The sequence below is a fragment of the Flavobacterium sp. FG68 genome, from assembly GCF_057808895.1.
This window is the reverse complement of the sequence record NZ_JBMDIY010000046.1, coordinates 1-22,038: the sequence shown is the minus strand read 5'-3', so window position 1 is coordinate 22,038 and position 22,038 is coordinate 1. Positions and strand designations below refer to the sequence as shown.

Here is a 22,038-nt window from a genome sequence, read left to right as displayed (position 1 = left end):
GACTAATAATAATTAATTACTAAATTTTCATCTCAGTATTTCCTTTATTTTTTTTACCTCGGCAAATATTTCCTTGTCTTTAGTAGTAATAACCCCAGCTTTTTCAAGCTCTGAAAAATCAGAAAGAAAGGAGTCTTTTAATTTTCCTTTATACTTTATATATATGTTTTCTGCCCTTTTAAAATCTTTTGAAAGCAAATAACCTAATGCCAAATTAGTATTAACCCATTCAGTTTGATCAGGTACAAGTGTGATGCCTTTTTTAGCGTATGCTATTGCTTCCTTATATTTATCGTTAAAAAGACAATAATAACTTAGAGCACCATAGCTCTGTGACAAAATTAATTTCAAATCCCCATCAGATGGATATTTTCTATAGAAAACTTCCAATAATATACACCTTTGATTTTGCAATTCATAAGTCTCAGTAATAAATTTATCTTTATTTCTATTTTTTTTTGATAAATTATAAAAATAATAGGATATTGAACTTAAATTATTTGAAACTTCTTTCAATTTCATAATGTCAGTATATGATGTGTCAACCATTAACATTTTAATCATGCCTGTATAATATTTTCTCCGTTTTTGCATCACATAATCTTCTGTTTCATCTTGATTTTGTACAAGAAGATCAGACTTACGATATTCGAGCTCATTATAAAGTATGTAAAGCATTTTTTTATTTTCAGCAGATGTAGTTTTTGAAAAGTCAGATTTAGCAATGACCGCTTTGTACATTTTTCTGATTTCACTCAGCGACCTTTTTATATTTTTTAAATATTCATCATTATCTGGATATTGGTTAATAATCGGCATTGATATTATATAGTGTATCGTATTGGACAGCATTTTTTTTGTTGTCGAATTATCATAAATACTGTCTTTAAATTTAAAGTCTTTACCTAGACCAACAGTATAGTAATCAAATGGCGAAAAATTAGACAGCTTATTATGTTTATATAATTTTTTTATTTTATCTCTGCTCCACAAAAAAACAAGGCCATCGTTTGTGACAGTATATAGGTTTTTATTATCGATAAAACTAGCTTGAATAATTCTCGATTGCCTTCCCCGCAAAATAGAAACTTGTTTCCATTTCTTACAATCCCATATAATTGCAGTGTTATCATCACTTCCACTTATTAGTAAATTATTATCCGGTAATAATGCCAGAGAATTAATATTATCTGTATGGCCTGTCAATAGATGAATTACTTTATCTTTTCCAGTATATTGAACAATTCGATTAATAGTTTGCATTTGATCAAGATTTTTAAATTCTCTATCACGAAAATCAAGACTATCAATTTTCCATACTTCTATAATTTTATCTCTGGAACCAACATATAGAAATTTATTAGAGACGTCAGCAGCTAATGCTGTAATTACATAATTATTTTTAGCACCATATGGCTGTAATACAGCTGATAATTTTATACCATTTTGAGGATCATCATCAATGCGAAATATGAGTTTATAACCGCTCCAGTATCCTGCTACTATATGACGACTATCATTCAGGAAAATAGTTGCCATTTGGTCATGATCATTAATGTCAGGAAACACAGGTAAAGAACCAATTGGCTTAATGGAATTTTCAGTGTTATATACCAAACCTCCAATAACTATATATTTACCATCTTTAGAAACATCAACATTCTCATCCCTTGCTTTGAATAGAAATTTTTTTTGCACATACCCGGACAACGATTGTATTTCAAGTGAATCACCATTTATAACCAAATAGGCATCTTTATTCTTGAAGCATATTTTTTTTAAATTATAACCGGATGATTTTAGCTTCACATTTTTTTTTACACTATAATTGTTGTAATCCCATACAGTAGTACCTGCTTTATCAACTATGGTGATTGTTTTAGCAATAGTATCTTTTTTTAAATCTAATACTTTGCCTGAAATAGGAAATATACCTGTTTGAAAGGTATATTTTGAAGCTTCTAAACTTGATAAAAGTCTCGTTATAGTATCTGGTATTTTGCTGTATTTGCTTTCAAAAGTTTTAAGTGCTGAATAAGTAAAAGTTGGATTGTTTTTTTGAGTAATGGCCCCTAATATCTTATATTCTTCTATAAGTCTTATTTCATTCCTCTGCTTGTTAACATAGAAACTAAAAAAAATAGCTACTCCTAGCAATGCTAGACATAAAATCCTTACTTTTTTTCTAGTATTTTTACGATTTTTATTTTCTTCAATTTTCTCTTTGAGGGGAACTACCAGCCTATCATGTGATAATTGATAAAAAGTATTTTTTTCATATTCTATTCTTCTTACATACCCTTCTGATATTAATATATCTAATATATTTTTAAAAGGGAATTTCTCCTCATTTTCACCAAAATCTGCTAAACTTCTTCTACCATCTATTACTAACAGCGAAATAATTTTATTTTCAAGGTTATTATATTCACCTCTAGATAATGACACCGCTTTTTGGGCTTTAAGCCAGCATTTAATATTAAACGATTTTTCAGCGGTATTTACAAGATTTGTTATATCAAATGGTACATCTTTTCCGTTTTCCTCAAGTTCCCTAGCAGCAATCTGCAGGAGTATAGGATCTATTAAATTTTCATCTGAATGTGAAAGATGTTTGGCTGAACGTATTGCTATTTCATCAACAATTTTTCTCACAATTGTTGGATCAAGGACTAAACTGCTGTATGTAAAATCTCCCTCAATTTTCAATGTTTCGATTAATATCTTTTCAGCATCAGTATTCTGAAGAGGTTTTATAATAAAGTCATTTTTTAAAATATCAGGAAAATAATCTGAAAGTAAACTCATAACTCCTAGTTTGTCTTCTCTTATTACAAAAAGTAATTTAGCAACACTAGGCTTGTTAAGGAATAAGTAAATCTGATTAAAATCATTAAATTCAAGACTAGTTTCAGACATGTCGGCAAACTTTTTTTCAATATTAGCAAATATCTGTTGAGGTATTTTATGGTTTACTAAATCATATAATTCTAATTTAAATTTCTTTATTTGGACAGGTGTAAATACTTGCAAATTTTCAAACTGGTCAAAAATTAGTAATAATTTATAACCCGAGAATTCTAATTTTTTACAATATTTCCACAGAGAATCAACTTGTCCTTCTAAAAATTCATTTTTTTTGAGATCAATTTTAGAAATTTCATTCTTAATTTTTCCAATAACATAGTTTACCAAAAGATTATGATCTTCATCATTAGAAACAACCTCAGTAAGCCAAAAAGATACTGTAAAATAGTTCTCATCAGATTTCTCTAAAAGAGGTAAAAGGCCGGCCTGAATTAACGAACTTTTTCCTACTCCAGATTCCGCATGCAACACTATAGTTTTGTGCAATGCTATTTTAGCATAAAGACTCGAAGAATCATTATCCCGACCTTTAAAAATTTCGGTATCCTTTATAGAATAGGAATTTAATCCTGGGAATCTGTATTTTGGTCCATGTACATCTATCATGCTTTCAGTTTATTAACAATATCGATTATTTTACTATGCAAGTGACTTGTTTTTTCCTCATTAAGCCTATACCCTTCATTTTCAATATAATAAAAATCAGAAAGATTTATTTCTAAATACTTAATATCATTAATTTTTTTAGAAAAATTTGGAAAGTGGTTAGAAAAACTTAATGCATTATTTATTTCATCAAAATTATTAGTCTCTTTTGAAACCAAATTTATTACTTCTTTTTTCCAGTATTCTTTATAGAATTCATCATCCTTCAAATTATCATTAACTTTAATTACAAAAATCCTTTCATCATTGTTGTTATATTTAAAAATCCTAGACATTTCAGTCATACAATATTGCGATTTAAAATATTTGTCCGTAATAATCATAACTACTGCTTTTCCCTTACCTATTCTCGTCATAAAAGAGTCAATACTCTGCCCATAATGTAATTCATTCTCATCTACTAAAAGTTTAATATGGGTATTATCACTTTTCGTTGATTCAAAATCGCTTATAAACATGCGATTAAAATCACGAAGTTTCTCACGTTCTATAATATCATTCTGGTTTTCTCGCAAATCTGGTTCTTCAAAGTGTGCATAAGATAAAAATGCGGAGTAGCGCTTTTGGTTTTTTACATCACGAGTTTTTCTTAATTCAATGGGGGTTTTAATTTCAGTTTCATTTTTTTTTAACTCCTCAGCTGTTTCTGAAATTAATTTTGCCGGAGTTATATCGGTAAATTTCATTTGAAAAGTGGAATCCATCATTAGACACATAGAAAAATTATTGTCAATAGTTTTAGAATTAATTTCTCTTTTTAATTTACCATCAATAACATTTTGCCTGTCAGATTCTGAAAGTTTTGAATAGCAATATTTTTTCTTACTATTGTTTACTTCTCCCTCCTTTTGGTTTAATAGTATATAGCTAACCATTTGAAATATCCATGAATTAAACTCAAAACCTAAAAATATAAAACAGTTGGACTTTATAAGAAATTCAACTATTGATTCTGGCATAGAATTAAGAGGTAGAAGCTTCTGAAAATGCTCAAAAAGTTCTTTATGTTCAATGATAATTTGATTCCAGTCTTTAGCATTTCCCATTATATTATAAAGTAAAGGACAATCACAGTTGAAGGAAATATTTTCTTTTTTAAAATCTTTTCTGTCAAATGCATTAAACTTTAAATCAATTTCATTTCTTTCACAAAATTCCATTAATCCATAGTCTGGTGACGCATTGATAATCAAAGGAAACTTTATTGATGAAATTAGCTCAAAAAGGTTAACATCTCCCCCTCCTTTATAATATCTCTGAAGATCAATTAATAATGAAGTTTTGTGGTCATCACTACCAATAGCAAATAATTGCTCATTTGAAAAATAAATAGAACTTTCATATTTGTCTTCTAATTGAGCAAAATATAACTTAGGGTCTGTTATTTTTCCTTCATCTTCTTTATAATATAAATTTGGTCCCAAAACTAATACGCATTTCTCATTTTTAATAGAATTGGCAATAATGTCTAAATTTATTGGCATAGCAATTATTTAATTAATTAAAATCTTTTGGATATCTGTTTTCCAGTTTAGTCTATTTAGACTATTACATGCATAAATAGCATTTATGAGCATAGAACTTGTTTCTCGGATATTGCCATTACATCCTTTAACAGCCAATCTATAGTGCATTTTACTCTTATTAATTTTATTTAAATATAGGTAGGCCTCTGCAATTGTGGCATCTTCCCAATAACTCCCGTACTTCGCAAGCTCAACATGATCTAAAGCAAGTTGAGCCATTCCTGTAATCTTTTTATGGTTAGTTTCATCTTCCATAAGATATAAAAATGCAAGGTTTATTGCATGATAGTAAATTTGGCTACTTTCTTTTTTTTCAATTGATAAAACAAGCGCCTTATTGTACCAATATATTGCCTTTTCTAAAAGTATTTTACTAGTATCAACAAGATATTTCCTTTTGTATCTGCCACCTAAAATACCCATAAAGTCAGTGTGTGATTTCAAATATTCCGATTCTTCTAGTTGTGTAATAGCATCATTTATTTTGCCAGTACCTTCCAAAGCAAAAATATACCTCTTAAATCCATTTTTATCAAGATCATTTGCGTTATATTTCTTTTCTAAAACTTTTATTTCGTCACGATATTTGGCTAGCTGGTTACCTATTTCTTTATCATTACCTATTAGAAATGGCGTTTTATTGCTAAGGCATTTTTTTAAAACTTGGAATGATGTATCAAGGTTACTTTCAGGCTTTACCATTGTTATATGATTTCCAGCTGTAATACAACGATATTCTTCACTAAAAGGAAATAAACTTGATTTAATAGGCACAAACTCATCTAGTTCTCCAGCAATTACAGCGAAATAAAAAGGATATTCCTTTTTAAATTTTGCATCCCAGTCATCCCTTAATGTTTTAATAAACATTCCCTGATCATCCATATCATTTATAGCGTTCTTAAACCATTTGAAAAACCATGCTTTCCTAAGTCCTCCACTTGGAGTTCCGTATAATAATATATGCGATATCTTATTAAAATCGGCTTCATCATCAATATCTAGGATTGCTCGTTGTATAACCAGCCCACCCATGCTATGCCCAATTAAAGCTACACGTTTATAATTATTTAAAAGTGTTTTAAGATTGGTTCGTAAATATTCTGAAACCTTAGCTATATCTGGTGTTGCAGACCATATTCCTTTTCCGATATTAGGCATTAAGTCTGTTGCATAACCTATACTTAATACATTCCAACTACTTAATTCAGCTTCTTCAATAATAAATTTGGGAATAGGATCGAATGTTGAACCTGGTTTTCCATTAAACCCATGAATAAAACAAATAACACTTTCATTATCTTCAGAACGATAAGGCACTATAATACCTTTATTACCACCTTTTACAGAATTTAATAATTCTCCAAGTACTTTTTTTGAAATACCCTTAGCTAAACTAATTGCCGTATCTGTTAGAATTTTGGTGTACATATTAAAATTGTTTTTATTAACAATACTTATTCAATTTGTTCCTTTAAATTCTTAATTTACAAGCATGACATGTCAAAAGATTAAGAATATAAAATTGGTGTTATTTTCTCATATTGAAAAAAGAAAAATTAACATTACGCCTATCTATATTTCATTATATATATAAATAAATTAAATATAGATTGATGTATTAATGTGGGGTCGGCTTCGAAATTAAAATAAGGAGTAGAAATCGAATTAATAATATTGGTAATGATTAATTTCAGTAAGAATTCATCTTGACTCTCAATAAATATTCTATTACATAACAAATTTAAACTGTTTAAACTACAAAAAAACAGGTATAACTACCTGTTTTTCTGAACAATAAATACATTTTCAATATTTTTAATTCTCAGCTAAAAAGGATATAAAATAGTACGGTCTCGAATAGAATCTATAAAAATTGATTTCACATTATTTTATATATTCTTTCATAAATAGTAATTAACGATTTTTAACATTTAACCTCTACGATATATATAAACCACTTCTGAACCAAAATTTAAAATAATTATCTTACAAATTCACTTGAAAATAAGCTAATTTCTTTAAATCGTTCATAAAATGATTTGTAAATTGTTCAGTAAGGGTCACTCTTAAAAAAAAGTTAAAACGAAAGTTTTAGCTTTTTTTTATATCTTTTTTACAGTATTTAATCCACTTTAACTTATAAAAATGAACGGTTTGTAAATCCAGTAAGGTCAACTTGACTAAATTCAAACCATTCATAAAGCACTAAAAACCAACACACTAAAACAAATTCACTACTTTTGTCTTAACAAAATTTTAATAATGGAATGTGAAAAAGAATTTAAAAGTAAAATTACGCCTCAAAAAGTGCAGCAAATACTGAACGAGGAAGGAATGAATTTAATACTAGAAGCGTACGCGAAGTAAAATTAATTTCCTCATCAGAACCGGTTTCATTTGCCAGCACAACTAGATTTGAAATATTTTGCTAATTACACTTCCAGAAATTAACTCTACAGTATTGCATAGAATAAAATGTATTTGAGATACAAATAAGATACAATGTGAAGAAGTACAATTAGAGCCACAAAATCAGATTGTACAAAGGTTTGCGGCAAAATCTTGGAAGATGTATGTTAAACAATTCAAACGCAGCAAATTTAAAACTAGTAAGTTAACTTCTGCTAAGTTATAATTTAAAATACTGTTGATTATTCACACTATTTCAACTCTTTTAATGCAACTTCCAGTTTATATTTTTCCCGAACATAATCTTCCTCTAATGAGTCAATAGTCTGTTGTAAAGATGGATCATAGTGCTTAATATCCCCAGCAAACTGTTTAGTAAATTTTACTTTTTCCTTCAGTAGGTTAAGTTGCTTCTGAGCATCTTCTAAGCACGTGTTGATGTATTCCCGCTCGTCCTGTGGATGAGATTCGACTTCATCTCTTTGCTTATCAATAGTTAGCTGTGCCGATTTAATTATACTGTCTGATTCTCTGTTCAATGCGAACCACTTTCTAAGTAGATTATCATTGATGCCGGACATTTCAGCTGAATCTATTTCTATGTCATTTTCATTTGGATCTATCCAATCCTTTTTCTGGCAGCAATATAAAAGCATAATGATGGCAATTGGTATATAAAACTTTCTTTTCATAATATTACTTATTTAATTTCTTAAGAATCTTTACTTTAAAGCATTATTTATAAAGATTTTATTTTAACTCAATATCTTCAACTAGCTGATGTTTTCTTATTACTATTATTTTCTGAGTGCAATTTTTTATCATGCTTTTGTTGCAATGTAATACTTTCCATTAAGGGCATATTCTCTGGCAATGTATTTCCGATGTCTTCAATTGCCTTACGAGCTTTTAATCCAACCGCAAAATGTATACTATTAGCCTCAACTCTATCCTGCACATTTTCATCATTTAGCTTTTCAGCGGTTTGAGTGACACGAAATAAATTGACTGCTAATTCTGTACTATCCATATGATCGAGAATGTTTTCATCAGAATCAAGACCTCTAATCTTGCGTATCGCTTTTACATCCAAACCACCATAAAGTCCTCTATATCCATGGTTTTGAAAAAAGGCATAATCTGCAGGCTTAACAATACCGGCTTTTCGTGCCGCTCCAGCCAACTGAAGATTTCTCTTAGCCAATTCTTTGCGAAGAAAATATCTTCGGTTTTTTACCATTTTAAAATTTTTACTTTTCTGCTGTTGGTTCAGTTCCTGCAGACGAGCTTGTATTGCAAAATAGGCTTGTCCAAGCGATACCGGTTTTAAAGTAGGATCTGCATTTTGAATTATAAGATAACAGCCATAGCGTGATAATTTTACATCACCTCCATTTCTTTGTAAATCATTACCAACTGATTTTATTGCACTAAAGTCTTTAAAATGTGATGCTGTCTCCTGACCTGTATTAATACAGGAAGCCTTTGCCTTATCCAGCACTTTAATAAATGAACTATATCTGGAATACCCTAACAATTTTGCAAGATCCTTTGCACTCCAATACTCATTACAAGCCTTATCTGTTTTTTTGAGTTTCTCAAATATCGATATGCTTTTGCTTTGTGATTTATTTGCTTTCATTGTGCTTTTTATTTAAAATCTGAGATTATTTTCTAAACTTATTTTAAATTAAAATTATCCTCAATACATTTTAGCTATAATCGAATACAGCAAATATCATTTAATAATTTAAGCAGAAAAATGATTTGTATCACCCTATAAGAAAGCTATAAATATCAAAAGATGATCACAATCATTTTTAATTTTTACGTGTCAAACTATCTTTAAAATAAAATTAAAAGCCATCAAAAAGAGATTTAAAAGAAATGAAAATGAAAAAATATATTTTAAAGTTTAGTGAGATCGGAATTAACGATATTAATAAAGTTGGAGGGAAAAACGCTTCTCTTGGAGAAATGTACAATAATCTTAGTCCTCATGGCATTAGAGTTCCCAATGGTTTTGCCATAACAACAACTGCATACAAAGATTTTATAGAATACAATCATTTAAGTTTTGCGCTAAATGAATTAATGCAACTTTTGGATAAGAAAGACTTTACCAACTTAACTGAAATTGGTGAGAAAGCGAGAAAGCTGCTACTTGATGCAAAATTTCCCCTTGATCTTCAGACTGAAATTTCAGACGCATACGTTCGATTATCTGAAGGCAGAGATCTGGCCGTTGCCGTTAGAAGCAGTGCAACGGCAGAAGATCTAGCCAATGCAAGTTTTGCAGGACAACACGATTCATTTCTAAACATTAAAGGTACAATGCCTCTAATATATGCGGTTAAGTGCTGTTTTGCATCACTCTATACAGACAGAGCTATTAAATATAGACTAGATAATGGTTTTGAGCATGAAAAAGTATTTCTTTCTGTTGGTATACAGCAGATGGTTCGTTCTGATTTAGCTTGTTCCGGTATCGGATTTACATTAGAACCCGAATCAGGATTTCTGGATGTCATTCATATTGCGGGAACCTGGGGTTTAGGCGAAACAATCGTGCAAGGTATCGTAACTCCTGATGAATTTCTTGTATTTAAAAAATCCGTTAGAAACAATAAAAAAGCTATTTTACAGAAAAATCTTGGAGCAAAAAATAAGATGCTCATTTATAATGATAACCCTTCCGGTACTAATTCGACAATTCTAAAAATTACCCCCCGAAAATGGTGTAACAAATTTGTCCTTGAAGATTCCGAAATTGAAAAATTGGCCAGATGGGCCCTCATTATAGAAGACCACTATAATAAACCCATGGATTTTGAATGGGCAAAGGATGGCTTAAATGGCGAGTTTTATATTATTCAGGCCAGACCAGAAACGGTGCATTCTCTAGTAAAGCCAATAGCAATTACTACTTATAAATTAGAAAAAAAAGGAATCGCACTAGTTCAGGGTGAGGCTGTAGGAAACCGTATAATTTGTGGTATTGCGAGAATTTTATTATCGCCGAAAGAGGCTTCAGCACTACAAAGCGGCGAAATTCTGATTACTAATTTTACCAGCCCGGATTGGGATCCTATTCTTAAAAAAGTGGCTGGAATAATTACCAATAAAGGAGGAAGAACAAGTCATGCCTCTATAGTAGCCAGGGAAATGGGAACCCCAGCAATTGTAGGAACAGGTAATGCCACTGAAATTATTAAAAACGGAGATCTTATTACCCTAAGCTGTGCTGAAGGAAAAACCGGTAATGTCTATAAAGGTAAATTGAAATACCTGCAAACAACTGTCCCACTCAGTAAAATCCAGCTCCCTCAAAAACCAAAAATACAGCTCATAGCTTCTGAACCCGAGAAAGCATTTGATTTATCATTTTATCCAAATGATGGCGTAGGATTACTTCGAATTGAGTTTATAATAAGCCATGATGTGAAAATACATCCGATGGCCCTGATTCATCCGGAAAAAGTAATGGATCCTGATCAAAGTTTAGCGATAACAGAACTAACGCAAAATTATAGTCACAAACCAAATTACCTCATCGAAAAGCTTTCACAGGGTGTCGCTACAATAGCAGCCGCCTTTTATCCCAAAGAAGTCATTGTGAGAATGAGTGATTTTAAAAGTAATGAATATTCTCAACTTCTCGGAGGCTCTTTTTTTGAGCCTCACGAAGAAAATCCAATGCTTGGTTTTCGTGGCGCTTCCCGTTATTATCATGAAAAATACCGCGAAGGATTCCGACTTGAATGTGAAGCGATGAAAATAGTTCGCGATGAAATGGGACTTACCAATGTAAAACTCATGATTCCATTTTGTCGTACTCCCGAAGAAGGAAAAAAAGTAATCGCTCTAATGGAAGAATACGGTTTAAAACAGCACAATAATGGCCTTGAAATATATGTAATGGCAGAAATTCCCTCCAACATATTACTGGCCGAAGAGTTTGCTGCCATTTTTGATGGTTTTTCTATCGGTTCCAATGATCTAACACAGCTTACTTTAGGCATCGACAGAGATTCTGAATTAATTGCGGATCTTTTTGATGAACAAAATCCAGCTTCAAAACAATTCATACTCCAAATGATAAATACCGCTGTGAAAATGGGTAAGAAAATTGGACTTTGCGGACAGGCGCCAAGTGATTCTGCATACTTTACAAAATTTTTAGTAACGGCAGGAATCGATAGTGTTTCTTTTAATGCTGATGCTTTGGTAAATGGCATTAAAAATATAAACAAATCTTTAGCGACAATTAAGGTTAAAAGAAATGGTTCTCTACACTAAAAGAGCTTCTTGAATAATAAAATTAAAAAAACAAAACATTGATTATCAAAAACATTTCACGAAATTTGTTTAAAACAAATCGATTGCGACATGAAAAATCAAGCACTTTTAAAGGCAATTATTGATAATGCAATCGATGGAATCATTATAATCAACGAAAGAGGAATTGTTGAATCGATTAATCCTTCTGCCTGCCGGCTTTTTTTGTATACTCCTGATGAAGTTGTCGGCAAAAACATTTCACTGTTAATGCCTTCTCCTGATAAAGAAAAACACGATTCTTATATACAAAATTATAAATCTTCCGGAATTCCGCATATTATTGGACATGACAGGGATGTGCTTGGGAGGAAAAAAGACGGAAACATATTTCCTTTCAGACTTGGAGTAAGTGAAGTTAAATTTGAGGGAGAAAGAATTTTTGCAGGTTTCATTCATGATATGAGTCACCAAAAAGAAGCGGAAAACCGTTTAATGCAATACACTCAGCATTTAGAAGAACTAGTAAAAGACCGTACGCAGACGTTAAACGAAACCATTGAAGCCTTAACCGCCACACAAGAAGAGGTGAGTAACACCCTCGAAAAAGAGAAAGAACTTAATAAAATTAAAAGCCGACTATTATCTATGGCCTCCCACGAATTTAGAACACCTTTGAGTACAATTCAGCTTTCCACTGCCCTGCTTCAGCGTTATGTAGAAAGCATAGATAATCCAAAAATTGAAACCCATATACGAAAAATCAAAAGCGCCATTGAAAACCTGACCACAATTTTGAATGATTTTTTACTTCTTGAAAAAGCAGAGTCGAATAAAATTACTCTTGAAATATCAACTTTTAATCTGCAGGATTTTATAAAAGAAATTATAGGAGAAATGAAGCTTCTCACAAAAAAGAAACAAAAGATAATTAGCATACCAAATAATGAAATTATTTTGGTAAAGCTGGACAAAAACTTACTCAAAAATTGTATCATAAATCTTGTATCCAATGCTATAAAATATTCAGGAGAGGAAACCGAAATCGAACTATCGACTTCTATCACGGATACTATGATAATAATCAATGTTAAAGATAATGGCATTGGTATTCCAGAGGAAGATCAAAAACATTTGTTTGAAGCTTTTTTCAGAGCACATAATACAGGAAATATTCCCGGAACCGGTCTGGGACTCCATATTGTTTCACGCTATGTATCACTACTGCATGGTACTATTTCATTTAAAAGCGCCATTGATAAAGGAACCTTATTTACCATTGAATTGCCACGTTATGACTAAAATACTTATCATCGAAGATAATGACAATATCAGAGAAAATGTTGTTGAAATACTTGAACTATCAGGATATGAGGTTTTTGCCGCGGCTAATGGAAAAACAGGAGTAGAAACAGCGCTTAAAATGTTGCCTGATCTAATACTATGTGATATTATGATGCCTGAACTTGATGGATATGGCGTTTTACATATACTCCATAAACACCCTGAAACACAAGCAACACCTATTATATTTTTGACTGCCAAAGCGGAAAGAGCCGATATCCGAAAAGGAATGGAACTGGGAGTTGATGATTATCTTACCAAGCCATTTGATGATATTGAGCTCCTTAAGGCAATAGAAGCCCGGTTGAAGAAAAAAGAACTCCAACAACTTTTTTATGGACAGAGTGCAGAAAACCTCAACGCAGTTATTTCTAAAGAAGACGGTCTCGTAAAACTAAAAGAAATCATGCTTGATCGCAGTACGCGACATTATAAAAAAAATCAATATATTCATTACGAAGGCGATCATGTACTAGGGATCTATTATATCATAAGCGGAAAAGTCAAAACCGTAAAACTTACTCAGGAAGGACGTGAACTTATTACGGGTGTTTATAAAGAAAACGATTATCTTGATATTAGTATACTGTTCTCAAACGATACCTATAACGATACAACGATCGCACTCGAAGAAACCGTTTTAAGCTTTTTGCCAACAGAACAACTTGACAAACTACTTTTTCTGTATCCTGATGTAGGGGCCAAATTCATTAAAATTCTCGCAAATGATATGCGGGAAAAAGAAGAACGATTGCTGCAGATTGCCTATATGTCAGTACGAAAAAGAATTGCCCAAGGCATTGTACACCTGCTAAAACAACATAGCTCTGATGGAACCAGTATTAAATTTTCCAGAGATGATCTTGCTGCTTTTTCCGGAACTTCACCTGAAACTGTAAGCCGCACTTTAAGCGATTTTAAAGAAGAAGGGTTAATAGAAAAGACTTCCAGTACTATACATATTCTTAATTTAGAAAAACTAAGCAGAATAAAAAACTAATTTTTCAATGTGATGAGTATCAATTTCTCACATGATTTGCGTCATCTTATCTGCCGATAATCTGCTCTAATTTTGATTAACAATTCAATTAAATGTTTAATTTAAATTTTAGAATATCATGACAACACTAGTGCCAACTAAGAAAAATGGTTCTCAACCAAGTATTTTTGAAGATTTCTTTAATGATGGTTTTCTGGACATACCATCCTTTTTTGCTTTTACAAATCAAAAAGGAGCTTTTATGCCCAATGTTAATGTTATTGAAAATGCCGAAAATTTTGAAATTGAACTTGCTGCGCCCGGGCTTCAGAATAAAGATTTCAAAGCAGAGGTTAAAAATGGGGTATTAACTATAAGCGCTGAAAAAGAAGAAGAAATAAAAGAGGAAGATAAAAATTTTAGAAAAAGAGAATTCTCTTATAGCTCCTTCAGCCGTTCTTTTGCTTTACCAGATAATGTAGCAGCCGATAAAATTGATGCTAATTATAAAAATGGCATTTTAAAGCTTACATTACCCAAAAAGAACAGCAGTCCTAAAACTCCTGCAAAACAAATTAAAATAGGATAAACCAAAAAAATAAGATGTGCTTATAAAATATTTTTTTAGGCACATCTTATGTCATATTTTGATTAATAATCAGAATCTGCTTTAATATTGAATAGCATGAAAGTAATTAAACACTCAGGTCATGTCGTTCCTTTCGATATTGAAAAATTAAAACTTTCTCTTCAAAAATCGGGAGCTGCTCCTGATCTTATCAAAGAGTCCCTTGCACAGATACAAAATCAAATGTATGAAGGCATAACAACCAAGGAAATATACAAGCTGGCATTTGCGATCTTAAAGAAAGCATCAAACGCACATGCAGCGCGATATAACCTGCGCTATGCATTACAAATGCTTGGGCCGGCCGGTTTTTTCTTTGAAAAATTCATATCCAGACTTTATGCCGCTGAAGGCTATAAGACAAGGACAAATCTAACCCTGCAGGGAAAATGTGTATCGCATGAAGTAGATGTAGCCCTTAAAAAAGAGAACAAGCTCTGGATGGTTGAGTGTAAATTCCACAGCAGCAGAGAAGGCGCATCAGATGTAAAAGTACCCATGTATATTCTGTCACGGTTTAATGATCTCAAATCAAAACAGCACACTATTTTTAGCGGAAGCGAAAACATCGATTCCTGTATAATAGTAACTAACAACCGATTTACAAAAGATGCTGAAAATTTTGCTGTCTGTAGCGGCATCACTCTTTTAAGCTGGGATTATCCTAAAAATGACAGCATTAAAAATAAAATAGATAAAGGAGGACTCTACCCGATTACCTGTCTCACAACACTCTCAATGGTTGAAAAAGAAAAATTGCTTATTCTGGATCAAATACTTGTAAAAGATCTTATCAATGATTCGAAAAGTCTTCATAAAATAGGAATTAGTGAAAACCGAATCAGAAATGTATTAAAAGAAGCTTCACAAATTTGTAAACTTATTTAAAATGAAAATAAAATTTATTGGAGGCGCCGGAACTGTAACAGGCTCAAAGACACTCATAGAAAGTAATGGTACTAGAATATTGATTGATTGTGGGCTTTTTCAAGGGCTTAAGACGCTTAGACGACTTAACTGGGAGCCTTTCCCCGTTTTACCTTCCACAATAGATTATGTACTTCTCACCCATGGTCATCTCGATCATTGCGGATGGCTTCCGAGATTGGTTGCACAGGGATTTACAGGCAAAATATATTGCACCTCTCCTACTAGAGATGTGGCCAAACTTGTTCTTTTAGACAGTGCTAAAATTCAGGAAGAAGAAGCTAATAAAGCTAACAAAGAACATTATTCCAAGCATGAAAAAGCAGAACCTCTTTATACTTTAGAGCAAGCAGAAGCTGTTCTTCCCTATTTTAAAATCGTACAACCCGACATTTCAACTGACATTTCAACTGACATTTCAACTGACATTTCAACTGACATTTCAACTGACATTGCTTCTGATATTACTGCTACATATACTGGTGCAGGACATATTATAGGTGCCTGCACTATTACACTAGTACTTGAAGGCAAAACTTTGGTATTTTCAGGTGACATAGGACGCGATGACGATGTATTGATGTTTCCGCCAACAAAACCCACACTAGGGGATTATCTCTTTTTAGAAAGTACTTATGGTAACCGTATTCATCCTGATCTGGATGCAAAAAAAGAGCTTGAAAACTATATCAATACCACTATAGAACAAAAAGGTACTGTTATTATTCCAGGATTTGCTGTTGAAAGAGCACAATCCATAATGTATTTGATATGGCAGCTTAAAACGGAAGGCAGAATTCCAAATGTTCCTTATATTCTGGATACACCTATGGGTGCAAGTGTCCTGGATATTTTTTTACTGAATATGCAATGGCACAAACTCTCTGCTAATGACTGCCACGAAATGTGTAAAATGTTTAAAATAGTTTCTGAATACGAACAGACTATGCGAATTATTGAAGATCCTCAGCCGAAGGTAATCATCGCCGCAAGCGGAATGGCCACAGGAGGTCGCGTATTATCCTATTTCGAGCATTATATAGGCCTGGATAAAACTACTGTTGTAATGGTAGGATATCAGGCAGAGGGTACTCGTGGAAGAAGACTTCTAGAAGGTGCCTATGAAATTAAAATATACGGCAACTACTATAACGTAGAGGCTAAAATAGTTCAGATTGAAGGACTCTCTGCTCATGGAGATCAGCAAGATCTTGTAAACTGGCTTTCATCACTTGAAAATGTTCCCAAATGTATTTACTTAGTACATGGAGAAAATCTTCCGGCAGATGAACTTCGAATTAAAATTCAGGAGCGATATGGTTTTAACTGTGCTGTTCCGCTGATAGGAAGTGAGGTAGAAATCTAATAGATTTTTCATTTCCTTCTAAAATATTTTGGAACCTCAAACCATAATACGGATACTGATCCTGCCAAAACACACGTAATGAACTGAAAAAATGTAGGCATTTCAAAATTAAATAAAGAACGTAAAAAGGGTACTGCAAATAGTAGTATAACCAAAAGCACCGTAATGCCTATTAAAAGAGAAACCATAAAATTTTTATAGTGAAGTGTTACCCATAATGAATAATAAAAAGATCGGTTTACTAATGTGAGCAAGACATTGGCCGTAATCAAAGTTAAAAAAACCATGCTTCGTGTGCTGTTTTCATTCCATTGATTGTATACTGACCACTGATATATACCTAATACTCCTATAGTAATAACAACTCCCTGCAAAATACTTGTTATCAATTCTTTTGTCTTAAAAAAAGTAGATGTCAATGCTCTTGGTCCTCTTTGCATGGTATCGGCTTCAGTAGGTTCATTCTCATAGAGTATTGAACAGGTTGGTCCCATAATTAGTTCTAGCAGAATTACATGGAGCGGACTGAATATATTCGGATAAATCCATCCTAAAGCAAGTGGAATAAAAACGATTAGAATTATGGGAATATGTATTGATATAATATATTGAATTGCCTTTTTCAGATTCGTATAAATTCTTCTTCCCATTGCTACGGCCTCTACCATTTTAGAAAGATCATCTTCTACCAGAATAAGGGAGGCAGCATCTTTTGCTATAGCTGTTCCTTTTTTTCCCATGGCAACACCTATGTGAGCTGCTTTAAGTGAAGGCCCATCATTAACACCGTCTCCCGTCATGGCAACAATTTGTCCATTTGCTTTGAGAGCGTTGACAATTCTTAGTTTTGCTTCGGGAAACATTCGGCTAAACAAATTGATATCCATTACTTTACTTTGTAATTCTGAATCACGTAACTTCATTAGCTCATCGCCTGTAATGGCTTTATCAAATCCCTTAAAACCGATTTGTTGAGCAATAGCTTTTGTTGTGCGGGCATTATCTCCGGTAATAATCTTAACTCCTAGTCCGGCTTTGTAAAAAGACTGTAGTACCTCCGAAATATTATCCTTAGGCGGATCGTAGAAAGCAACCAGGCCTTTAAATAGAAATGAAATTTCCTGCTGTGTTTGAGGATACCTATTTCCTTCCAAAAGACCATGGGCAACACCAAGAACCCTGTAACCTTTTCCTGTTAGTTTATCCATAGCCAATAGTACGATTTCTATTTCCTTAGTTGTAAGATGGCAAACTTCAAAAATTGCTTCAGGTGCTCCTTTTGCAGCAATAATTCGATTTCCTCCATCATCTTCAAAAATATGAGTCATCATAGGCGGCTTTCCTGATAACGGATATTCATGAATCATTTTAAAATTGGCCGTCAAATCTTTAGCTGTAAACTTTTTATAAGTATTATGCAGTGCTATTTCCATCGGATCAAAAGGTATGGGTTCACTGGCCCACATAGCGGTTGTTATAAGATCCTCAGTTTCTTTTAATTCTCTAAAAGTATTAACGTCTGCATCTAACCCTGACGGTAAATAAAGACCGGCGAGCTCCATTTTATTCTGAGTTATGGTACCTGTTTTATCTGTACAGATTATGGTGGCGCTACCTAGGGTTTCAACTGTTTTCATTTGTTTGACTACGATGCCCATTTTCATCAATCGGCGTGCTCCCAGTGCCATAAATGTTGTAAAAGCAACCGGTATCTCCTCTGGTAATATGCTCATTGCCAAAGTAAGCGCTACCAAAAGGCTTCCCAAAACATTACCTATTCTTGAATAATTGATAGCCCATACCAGAATAAAAACCAGAACTCCGACAAAAACCATTTTTTTTATAAAATTCCCGATCTGATGTTCTAAAGGCGTTTTTTCTTCGGTAATAGCTTCGAGGCTGCTTCCTATTTTGCCCAACCTTGTTTCATTGCCTATTTCTTTTACTTTAAATATAGCCAATCCACTGACAACGGTAGTTCCCGAAAAAACTTTATTATGTTCTTTTTCTTTATCTTTAAAAACATTCATTGATTCACCAGTAAGTATCGATTCGTTTACTGAAAAATCATTTGAACGTATGATAACACCATCAGCGGGAACCAATCCTCCTTCTTCAACAATTACCAAATCACTAACAACAATATCTTGTGTTTTAATATTTTGCTGTTTCCCGTCACGAATAACTTTGCACAAAGGCTCTGTGAATTCCTGTAATTTTGCCAAAGCATTTTGGCTTCTCTTTTCCTGATAAAGGGAAATTGCTGCAATTAATAAAATTGAAGCGGTAAGAAATACTGCGTCGCTATATTGCCTATTGATAAAGTAAATTCCGGCTGCAATGAGTAATAAAAGAATCATTGGTTCTGCAAAAATGCTTTTTAGGAAATCTAAAAACCTGTTCTCTTTTTTATAATTATACTTATTTACTCCAAATTTTGCTCTAAAATCAAGTACCTCGTGAACATTTAGTCCCTGTAATTCTTGTTCCTTTTTATTCATAGGTTATGTAGATAAATTAGATCACAGTATAATATCTTAAAGATACGAAATAACTTTTTGCTTTAACAGCCGCTTTAAAGTATTGAAAGAAAGCATTATTGTCATTGCAGATTAATCGTCGGAAATATATGCAGCCGTACTTTTAAAGCATTCACAACCAAACAATGTTGAGTACAGAGTGAAAAAATTTTCAGTGTTTTATTAAGCTGGTTTCTTTCCTCAATAATTACTATAGGTCTTAGAACGATATCTGTTATCTCTAAAAATTCATCTGATAGTAGTATAGATGCACGGGCGGTACTTTTGAACTGCTTAAACTTTATTCCTTTGTGTTTGGCTGTATTAAAAAATGCTGTCATATAAGAACTTTCTACAGCCGCGAGAAATAAATGTTCTGCCGACCATGCATTTTCATCGAGATTTTTTAAACAGGAATAAGATGATACTTCTATATCGTTATTAAAGATAACGGCACTTACTCTTGCAGTTCCATTCACCTGACATTCTAAATCTACCTGATATTCTTGTAAAGTTTTCATAATAACTAAATTAGTAAGTTGCTCACTAGTAATAAATGATATCCAACATATATTTTATCCGGTAATAAATTAAAAACTAAAAATAAAAGTGCTAAAAGTCATTAATACAAATGATTCAGATCATTTGTATTTTTTGTGCATTAATGCAATTTTACATAGCAAATCAAAAGGAATTAATGGCAAATTTAAGATATAGAGTTGTACAGATTCTAATGATTTGTAAACCTAATCAAATCTTACACTAACTAAAAAAATAGACAGCCATGGAAAATCAACAATTATTCGTAGCAAATTATAAAACACAGCAGCAGGCTGAAGATGCAATCAAAAAACTAAAAAAAAGTGGTTACGACGTTACAAAACTTTCCATAATTGGAACAGATTGTTATACGGAACAAAACATCCTTGGGTACTTTAATATTTATGATAAAATGGAAAAATGGAGTACTACTGGATTATTTGCTGTAGGGCTATGCGGATTATTGTTTGGATTACTTTTTATTTTCAACTTCACCGCAAGTCTTCCATACTTTAGAATACCAATCATATATGCGTGTGTAGCTATACTTCTGGGAGCTACGCTGCCATTAATAGGTATGGGACTTTCAAAAGACAAAACCATAAAATATAAAACCGAAGTAAAAGCTCGTAAATATGTACTCTTTGCTAAGGAAACAAATGACAACATTGAAATTATGAGAACCACACTTAATACTCATGTTCCTAAACAAAATTCGATACAGGAAAAAGAAAACCAAACTTTATTACAAAACGAAGCTTTTCACCTTTAGCAGATAAAAACTAAAATTTCAAATTAAGCTACTATTAATATTAAATATCTAAATGAAAACGATATGAAAACAAATGAAGAACTGCAAAGAGATGTTCAGAATGCCATTAAATGGGAACCGCAGCTGCATGCCGCTGAAATTGGTGTAACCGCCAAAGACGGCGTAGTGACGCTCATGGGAACTGTAGATGGCTATTATAAAAAAATTGAAGCTGAAAATGCTGCCAAAAATGTTGATGGCGTCAAAGCAGTTGTTGAGGAAATTGAAATCAAATACTCCAGCAATACCAAGTCTGATGAAGATATTGCCAACGATGTCTTAAAGGCTCTAACAGATAACTGGAATGTACCTCAGGAAAAGATTCAGATTAAAGTTGAAAAGGGCTGGGTCACTCTGGAGGGTCAGGTAACCTGGAATTATCAAAAAGAAGCCGCCAATAAATCCGTCGGCCATCTTACTGGTGTTAAAGGCGTAACCAACCGTATCAAAATAAAATCTGAAGTACAGGATGAAATTGAGAAAAAAAATATTGTAAGAGCCTTAGAAAGCAACTGGACACTGCACTCTGAAAACATATTCATTAAAGTTAATGGTACAACGGTGACATTAACAGGAGCTGTTTCTTCACTTTTTCAAAAAGATTTAGCAGAAAAAATAGTGTGGAAAACCCCTGGTATCTGGTCGGTAGATAATCAGCTTGTTGTGGAACATAAATATGCTATATCAGAATAACTTTAAAAGGGAGATGAAATTCTCCCTTTTATTAAACCTTATAAAAAACAGATACCAATTTCATTTTTTAAAGTTTCTTAAAAAAATAAATCTTAAAATAAAAAATCATGAAAACAATAATAGCCTTAATGGCAATTACAGCAATCACAGCCGTAATTCTGATTAGTAACATAAGACAAAACTATCAAAAAGCTAACTCTTAAATATCACTATCATGGAACCAGGCTGGATCATATTAACATTTATGAGCATCGTCATTTTAATTGTGATGATTTACATCTTTATACAAAACAATAAAGATCGCAAACAATATGAAAAAGATTTAAACACACCTTCAAATCTGTATGAAGAAGAATCTGAAGTAAATGACTTAGATAAATTTTGACATTTTATCCTGTAAATATTTTAAAATATGAAAACTACAATACTGGATATGCAAACAAAAACTGGAGAAAAAGTTAAGCTACATTTTTATAATTAG

At 32.4% G+C, this 22,038-nt stretch carries 16 protein-coding genes; 9 read left to right on the top strand and 7 right to left on the bottom strand.

Annotated elements, in window-relative coordinates:
- Window positions 1-27 precede the first annotated feature (27 nt).
- The 5 genes from ACODSB_RS22025 to dinD all read right to left on the bottom strand — a co-directional run bounded on the left by ACODSB_RS22025 (window position 28) and on the right by dinD (window position 9,114).
- Window positions 28-3,474 (bottom strand): nSTAND1 domain-containing NTPase, encoded by a 3,447-nt coding sequence (locus ACODSB_RS22025; RefSeq protein ID WP_488938595.1) that lies wholly within the window; start codon window positions 3,472-3,474, stop codon window positions 28-30.
- The gene (locus ACODSB_RS22020) at window positions 3,471-5,018 is read right to left on the bottom strand and encodes a toll/interleukin-1 receptor domain-containing protein (protein WP_488938594.1); all 1,548 of its coding nucleotides are present in this window, start codon (window positions 5,016-5,018) and stop codon (window positions 3,471-3,473) included. The genes ACODSB_RS22025 and ACODSB_RS22020 overlap by 4 nt, the downstream gene beginning before the upstream one ends.
- 9 nt (window positions 5,019-5,027) lie before the next feature.
- A complete protein-coding gene (locus ACODSB_RS22015) occupies window positions 5,028-6,491 on the bottom strand; it encodes a tetratricopeptide repeat-containing protein (RefSeq protein WP_488938593.1) in 1,464 nt (487 codons plus the stop codon).
- Window positions 6,492-7,723: 1,232 nt separating this feature from the next.
- Window positions 7,724-8,164, bottom strand: a complete 441-nt coding sequence (locus ACODSB_RS22010; RefSeq protein WP_488938592.1) for a hypothetical protein — start codon at window positions 8,162-8,164, stop codon at window positions 7,724-7,726.
- A 77-nt stretch (window positions 8,165-8,241) separates the two neighbouring features.
- Window positions 8,242-9,114: a DNA damage-inducible protein D gene (dinD, locus tag ACODSB_RS22005; RefSeq protein ID WP_488938591.1), complete on the bottom strand. Its 873-nt coding sequence runs from the start codon at window positions 9,112-9,114 to the stop codon at window positions 8,242-8,244.
- Window positions 9,115-9,365: 251 nt separating this feature from the next.
- On the opposite strand from dinD, the gene ppsA reads away from it, so the two are divergent.
- The 6 genes from ppsA to ACODSB_RS21975 all read left to right on the top strand — a co-directional run bounded on the left by ppsA (window position 9,366) and on the right by ACODSB_RS21975 (window position 16,994).
- Window positions 9,366-11,771, top strand: coding sequence for a phosphoenolpyruvate synthase (ppsA, locus tag ACODSB_RS22000; protein WP_488938590.1), 2,406 nt, complete (start codon window positions 9,366-9,368; stop codon window positions 11,769-11,771).
- A gap of 90 nt (window positions 11,772-11,861) precedes the next feature.
- The gene (locus tag ACODSB_RS21995) at window positions 11,862-13,052 is read left to right on the top strand and encodes a PAS domain-containing sensor histidine kinase (protein WP_488938589.1); all 1,191 of its coding nucleotides are present in this window, start codon (window positions 11,862-11,864) and stop codon (window positions 13,050-13,052) included.
- Window positions 13,045-14,094, top strand: coding sequence for a response regulator (locus ACODSB_RS21990; RefSeq protein ID WP_488938588.1), 1,050 nt, complete (start codon window positions 13,045-13,047; stop codon window positions 14,092-14,094). Before ACODSB_RS21995 ends, ACODSB_RS21990 begins: the two co-directional genes overlap by 8 nt.
- 118 nt (window positions 14,095-14,212) lie before the next feature.
- The gene (locus tag ACODSB_RS21985; protein WP_488938587.1) at window positions 14,213-14,662 is read left to right on the top strand and encodes an Hsp20/alpha crystallin family protein; all 450 of its coding nucleotides are present in this window, start codon (window positions 14,213-14,215) and stop codon (window positions 14,660-14,662) included.
- Between the two features lie 96 nt (window positions 14,663-14,758).
- Complete coding sequence (locus ACODSB_RS21980; RefSeq protein WP_488938586.1) at window positions 14,759-15,589, top strand: ATP cone domain-containing protein; 831 nt, start codon at window positions 14,759-14,761, stop codon at window positions 15,587-15,589.
- A 1-nt stretch (window position 15,590) separates the two neighbouring features.
- Window positions 15,591-16,994, top strand: a complete 1,404-nt coding sequence (locus ACODSB_RS21975) for an MBL fold metallo-hydrolase (protein WP_488938585.1) — start codon at window positions 15,591-15,593, stop codon at window positions 16,992-16,994.
- 8 nt (window positions 16,995-17,002) lie between these two features.
- Here ACODSB_RS21975 and ACODSB_RS21970 read toward each other — a convergent pair whose 3' ends face one another.
- Window positions 17,003-19,495: a cation-translocating P-type ATPase gene (locus ACODSB_RS21970; RefSeq protein ID WP_488938584.1), complete on the bottom strand. Its 2,493-nt coding sequence runs from the start codon at window positions 19,493-19,495 to the stop codon at window positions 17,003-17,005.
- A 101-nt stretch (window positions 19,496-19,596) separates the two neighbouring features.
- Window positions 19,597-20,034: an OsmC family protein gene (locus ACODSB_RS21965; protein ID WP_488938583.1), complete on the bottom strand. Its 438-nt coding sequence runs from the start codon at window positions 20,032-20,034 to the stop codon at window positions 19,597-19,599.
- A 263-nt stretch (window positions 20,035-20,297) separates the two neighbouring features.
- Here ACODSB_RS21965 and ACODSB_RS21960 point away from each other — a divergent pair, with 263 nt between their 5' ends.
- The 3 genes from ACODSB_RS21960 (at window position 20,298) to ACODSB_RS21950 (ending at window position 21,942) form a co-directional block, all read left to right on the top strand.
- Window positions 20,298-20,825 (top strand): general stress protein, encoded by a 528-nt coding sequence (locus ACODSB_RS21960; RefSeq protein ID WP_488938582.1) that lies wholly within the window; start codon window positions 20,298-20,300, stop codon window positions 20,823-20,825.
- Between the two features lie 63 nt (window positions 20,826-20,888).
- Window positions 20,889-21,557 (top strand): BON domain-containing protein, encoded by a 669-nt coding sequence (locus ACODSB_RS21955; RefSeq protein WP_488938581.1) that lies wholly within the window; start codon window positions 20,889-20,891, stop codon window positions 21,555-21,557.
- A 214-nt stretch (window positions 21,558-21,771) separates the two neighbouring features.
- The gene (locus tag ACODSB_RS21950; RefSeq protein ID WP_488938580.1) at window positions 21,772-21,942 is read left to right on the top strand and encodes a hypothetical protein; all 171 of its coding nucleotides are present in this window, start codon (window positions 21,772-21,774) and stop codon (window positions 21,940-21,942) included.
- The last annotated feature ends 96 nt before the right edge of the window (window positions 21,943-22,038 follow it).

Excerpts from the sequence above, each read along its gene's own strand:
- ACODSB_RS22025 (WP_488938595.1), bottom strand. The coding sequence starts at position 3,474 with ATGATAGATGTACATGGACCAAAATACAGATTCCCAGGATTAAATTCC.
- ACODSB_RS22020 (WP_488938594.1), bottom strand. The coding sequence starts at position 5,018 with ATGCCAATAAATTTAGACATTATTGCCAATTCTATTAAAAATGAGAAA.
- ACODSB_RS22015 (WP_488938593.1), bottom strand. The coding sequence starts at position 6,491 with ATGTACACCAAAATTCTAACAGATACGGCAATTAGTTTAGCTAAGGGT.
- ACODSB_RS22010 (WP_488938592.1), bottom strand. The coding sequence starts at position 8,164 with ATGAAAAGAAAGTTTTATATACCAATTGCCATCATTATGCTTTTATAT.
- dinD (WP_488938591.1), bottom strand. The coding sequence starts at position 9,114 with ATGAAAGCAAATAAATCACAAAGCAAAAGCATATCGATATTTGAGAAA.
- ppsA (WP_488938590.1), top strand. The coding sequence starts at position 9,366 with ATGAAAAAATATATTTTAAAGTTTAGTGAGATCGGAATTAACGATATT.
- ACODSB_RS21995 (WP_488938589.1), top strand. The coding sequence starts at position 11,862 with ATGAAAAATCAAGCACTTTTAAAGGCAATTATTGATAATGCAATCGAT.
- ACODSB_RS21990 (WP_488938588.1), top strand. The coding sequence starts at position 13,045 with ATGACTAAAATACTTATCATCGAAGATAATGACAATATCAGAGAAAAT.
- ACODSB_RS21985 (WP_488938587.1), top strand. The coding sequence starts at position 14,213 with ATGACAACACTAGTGCCAACTAAGAAAAATGGTTCTCAACCAAGTATT.
- ACODSB_RS21980 (WP_488938586.1), top strand. The coding sequence starts at position 14,759 with ATGAAAGTAATTAAACACTCAGGTCATGTCGTTCCTTTCGATATTGAA.
- ACODSB_RS21975 (WP_488938585.1), top strand. The coding sequence starts at position 15,591 with ATGAAAATAAAATTTATTGGAGGCGCCGGAACTGTAACAGGCTCAAAG.
- ACODSB_RS21970 (WP_488938584.1), bottom strand. The coding sequence starts at position 19,495 with ATGAATAAAAAGGAACAAGAATTACAGGGACTAAATGTTCACGAGGTA.
- ACODSB_RS21965 (WP_488938583.1), bottom strand. The coding sequence starts at position 20,034 with ATGAAAACTTTACAAGAATATCAGGTAGATTTAGAATGTCAGGTGAAT.
- ACODSB_RS21960 (WP_488938582.1), top strand. The coding sequence starts at position 20,298 with ATGGAAAATCAACAATTATTCGTAGCAAATTATAAAACACAGCAGCAG.
- ACODSB_RS21955 (WP_488938581.1), top strand. The coding sequence starts at position 20,889 with ATGAAAACAAATGAAGAACTGCAAAGAGATGTTCAGAATGCCATTAAA.
- ACODSB_RS21950 (WP_488938580.1), top strand. The coding sequence starts at position 21,772 with ATGGAACCAGGCTGGATCATATTAACATTTATGAGCATCGTCATTTTA.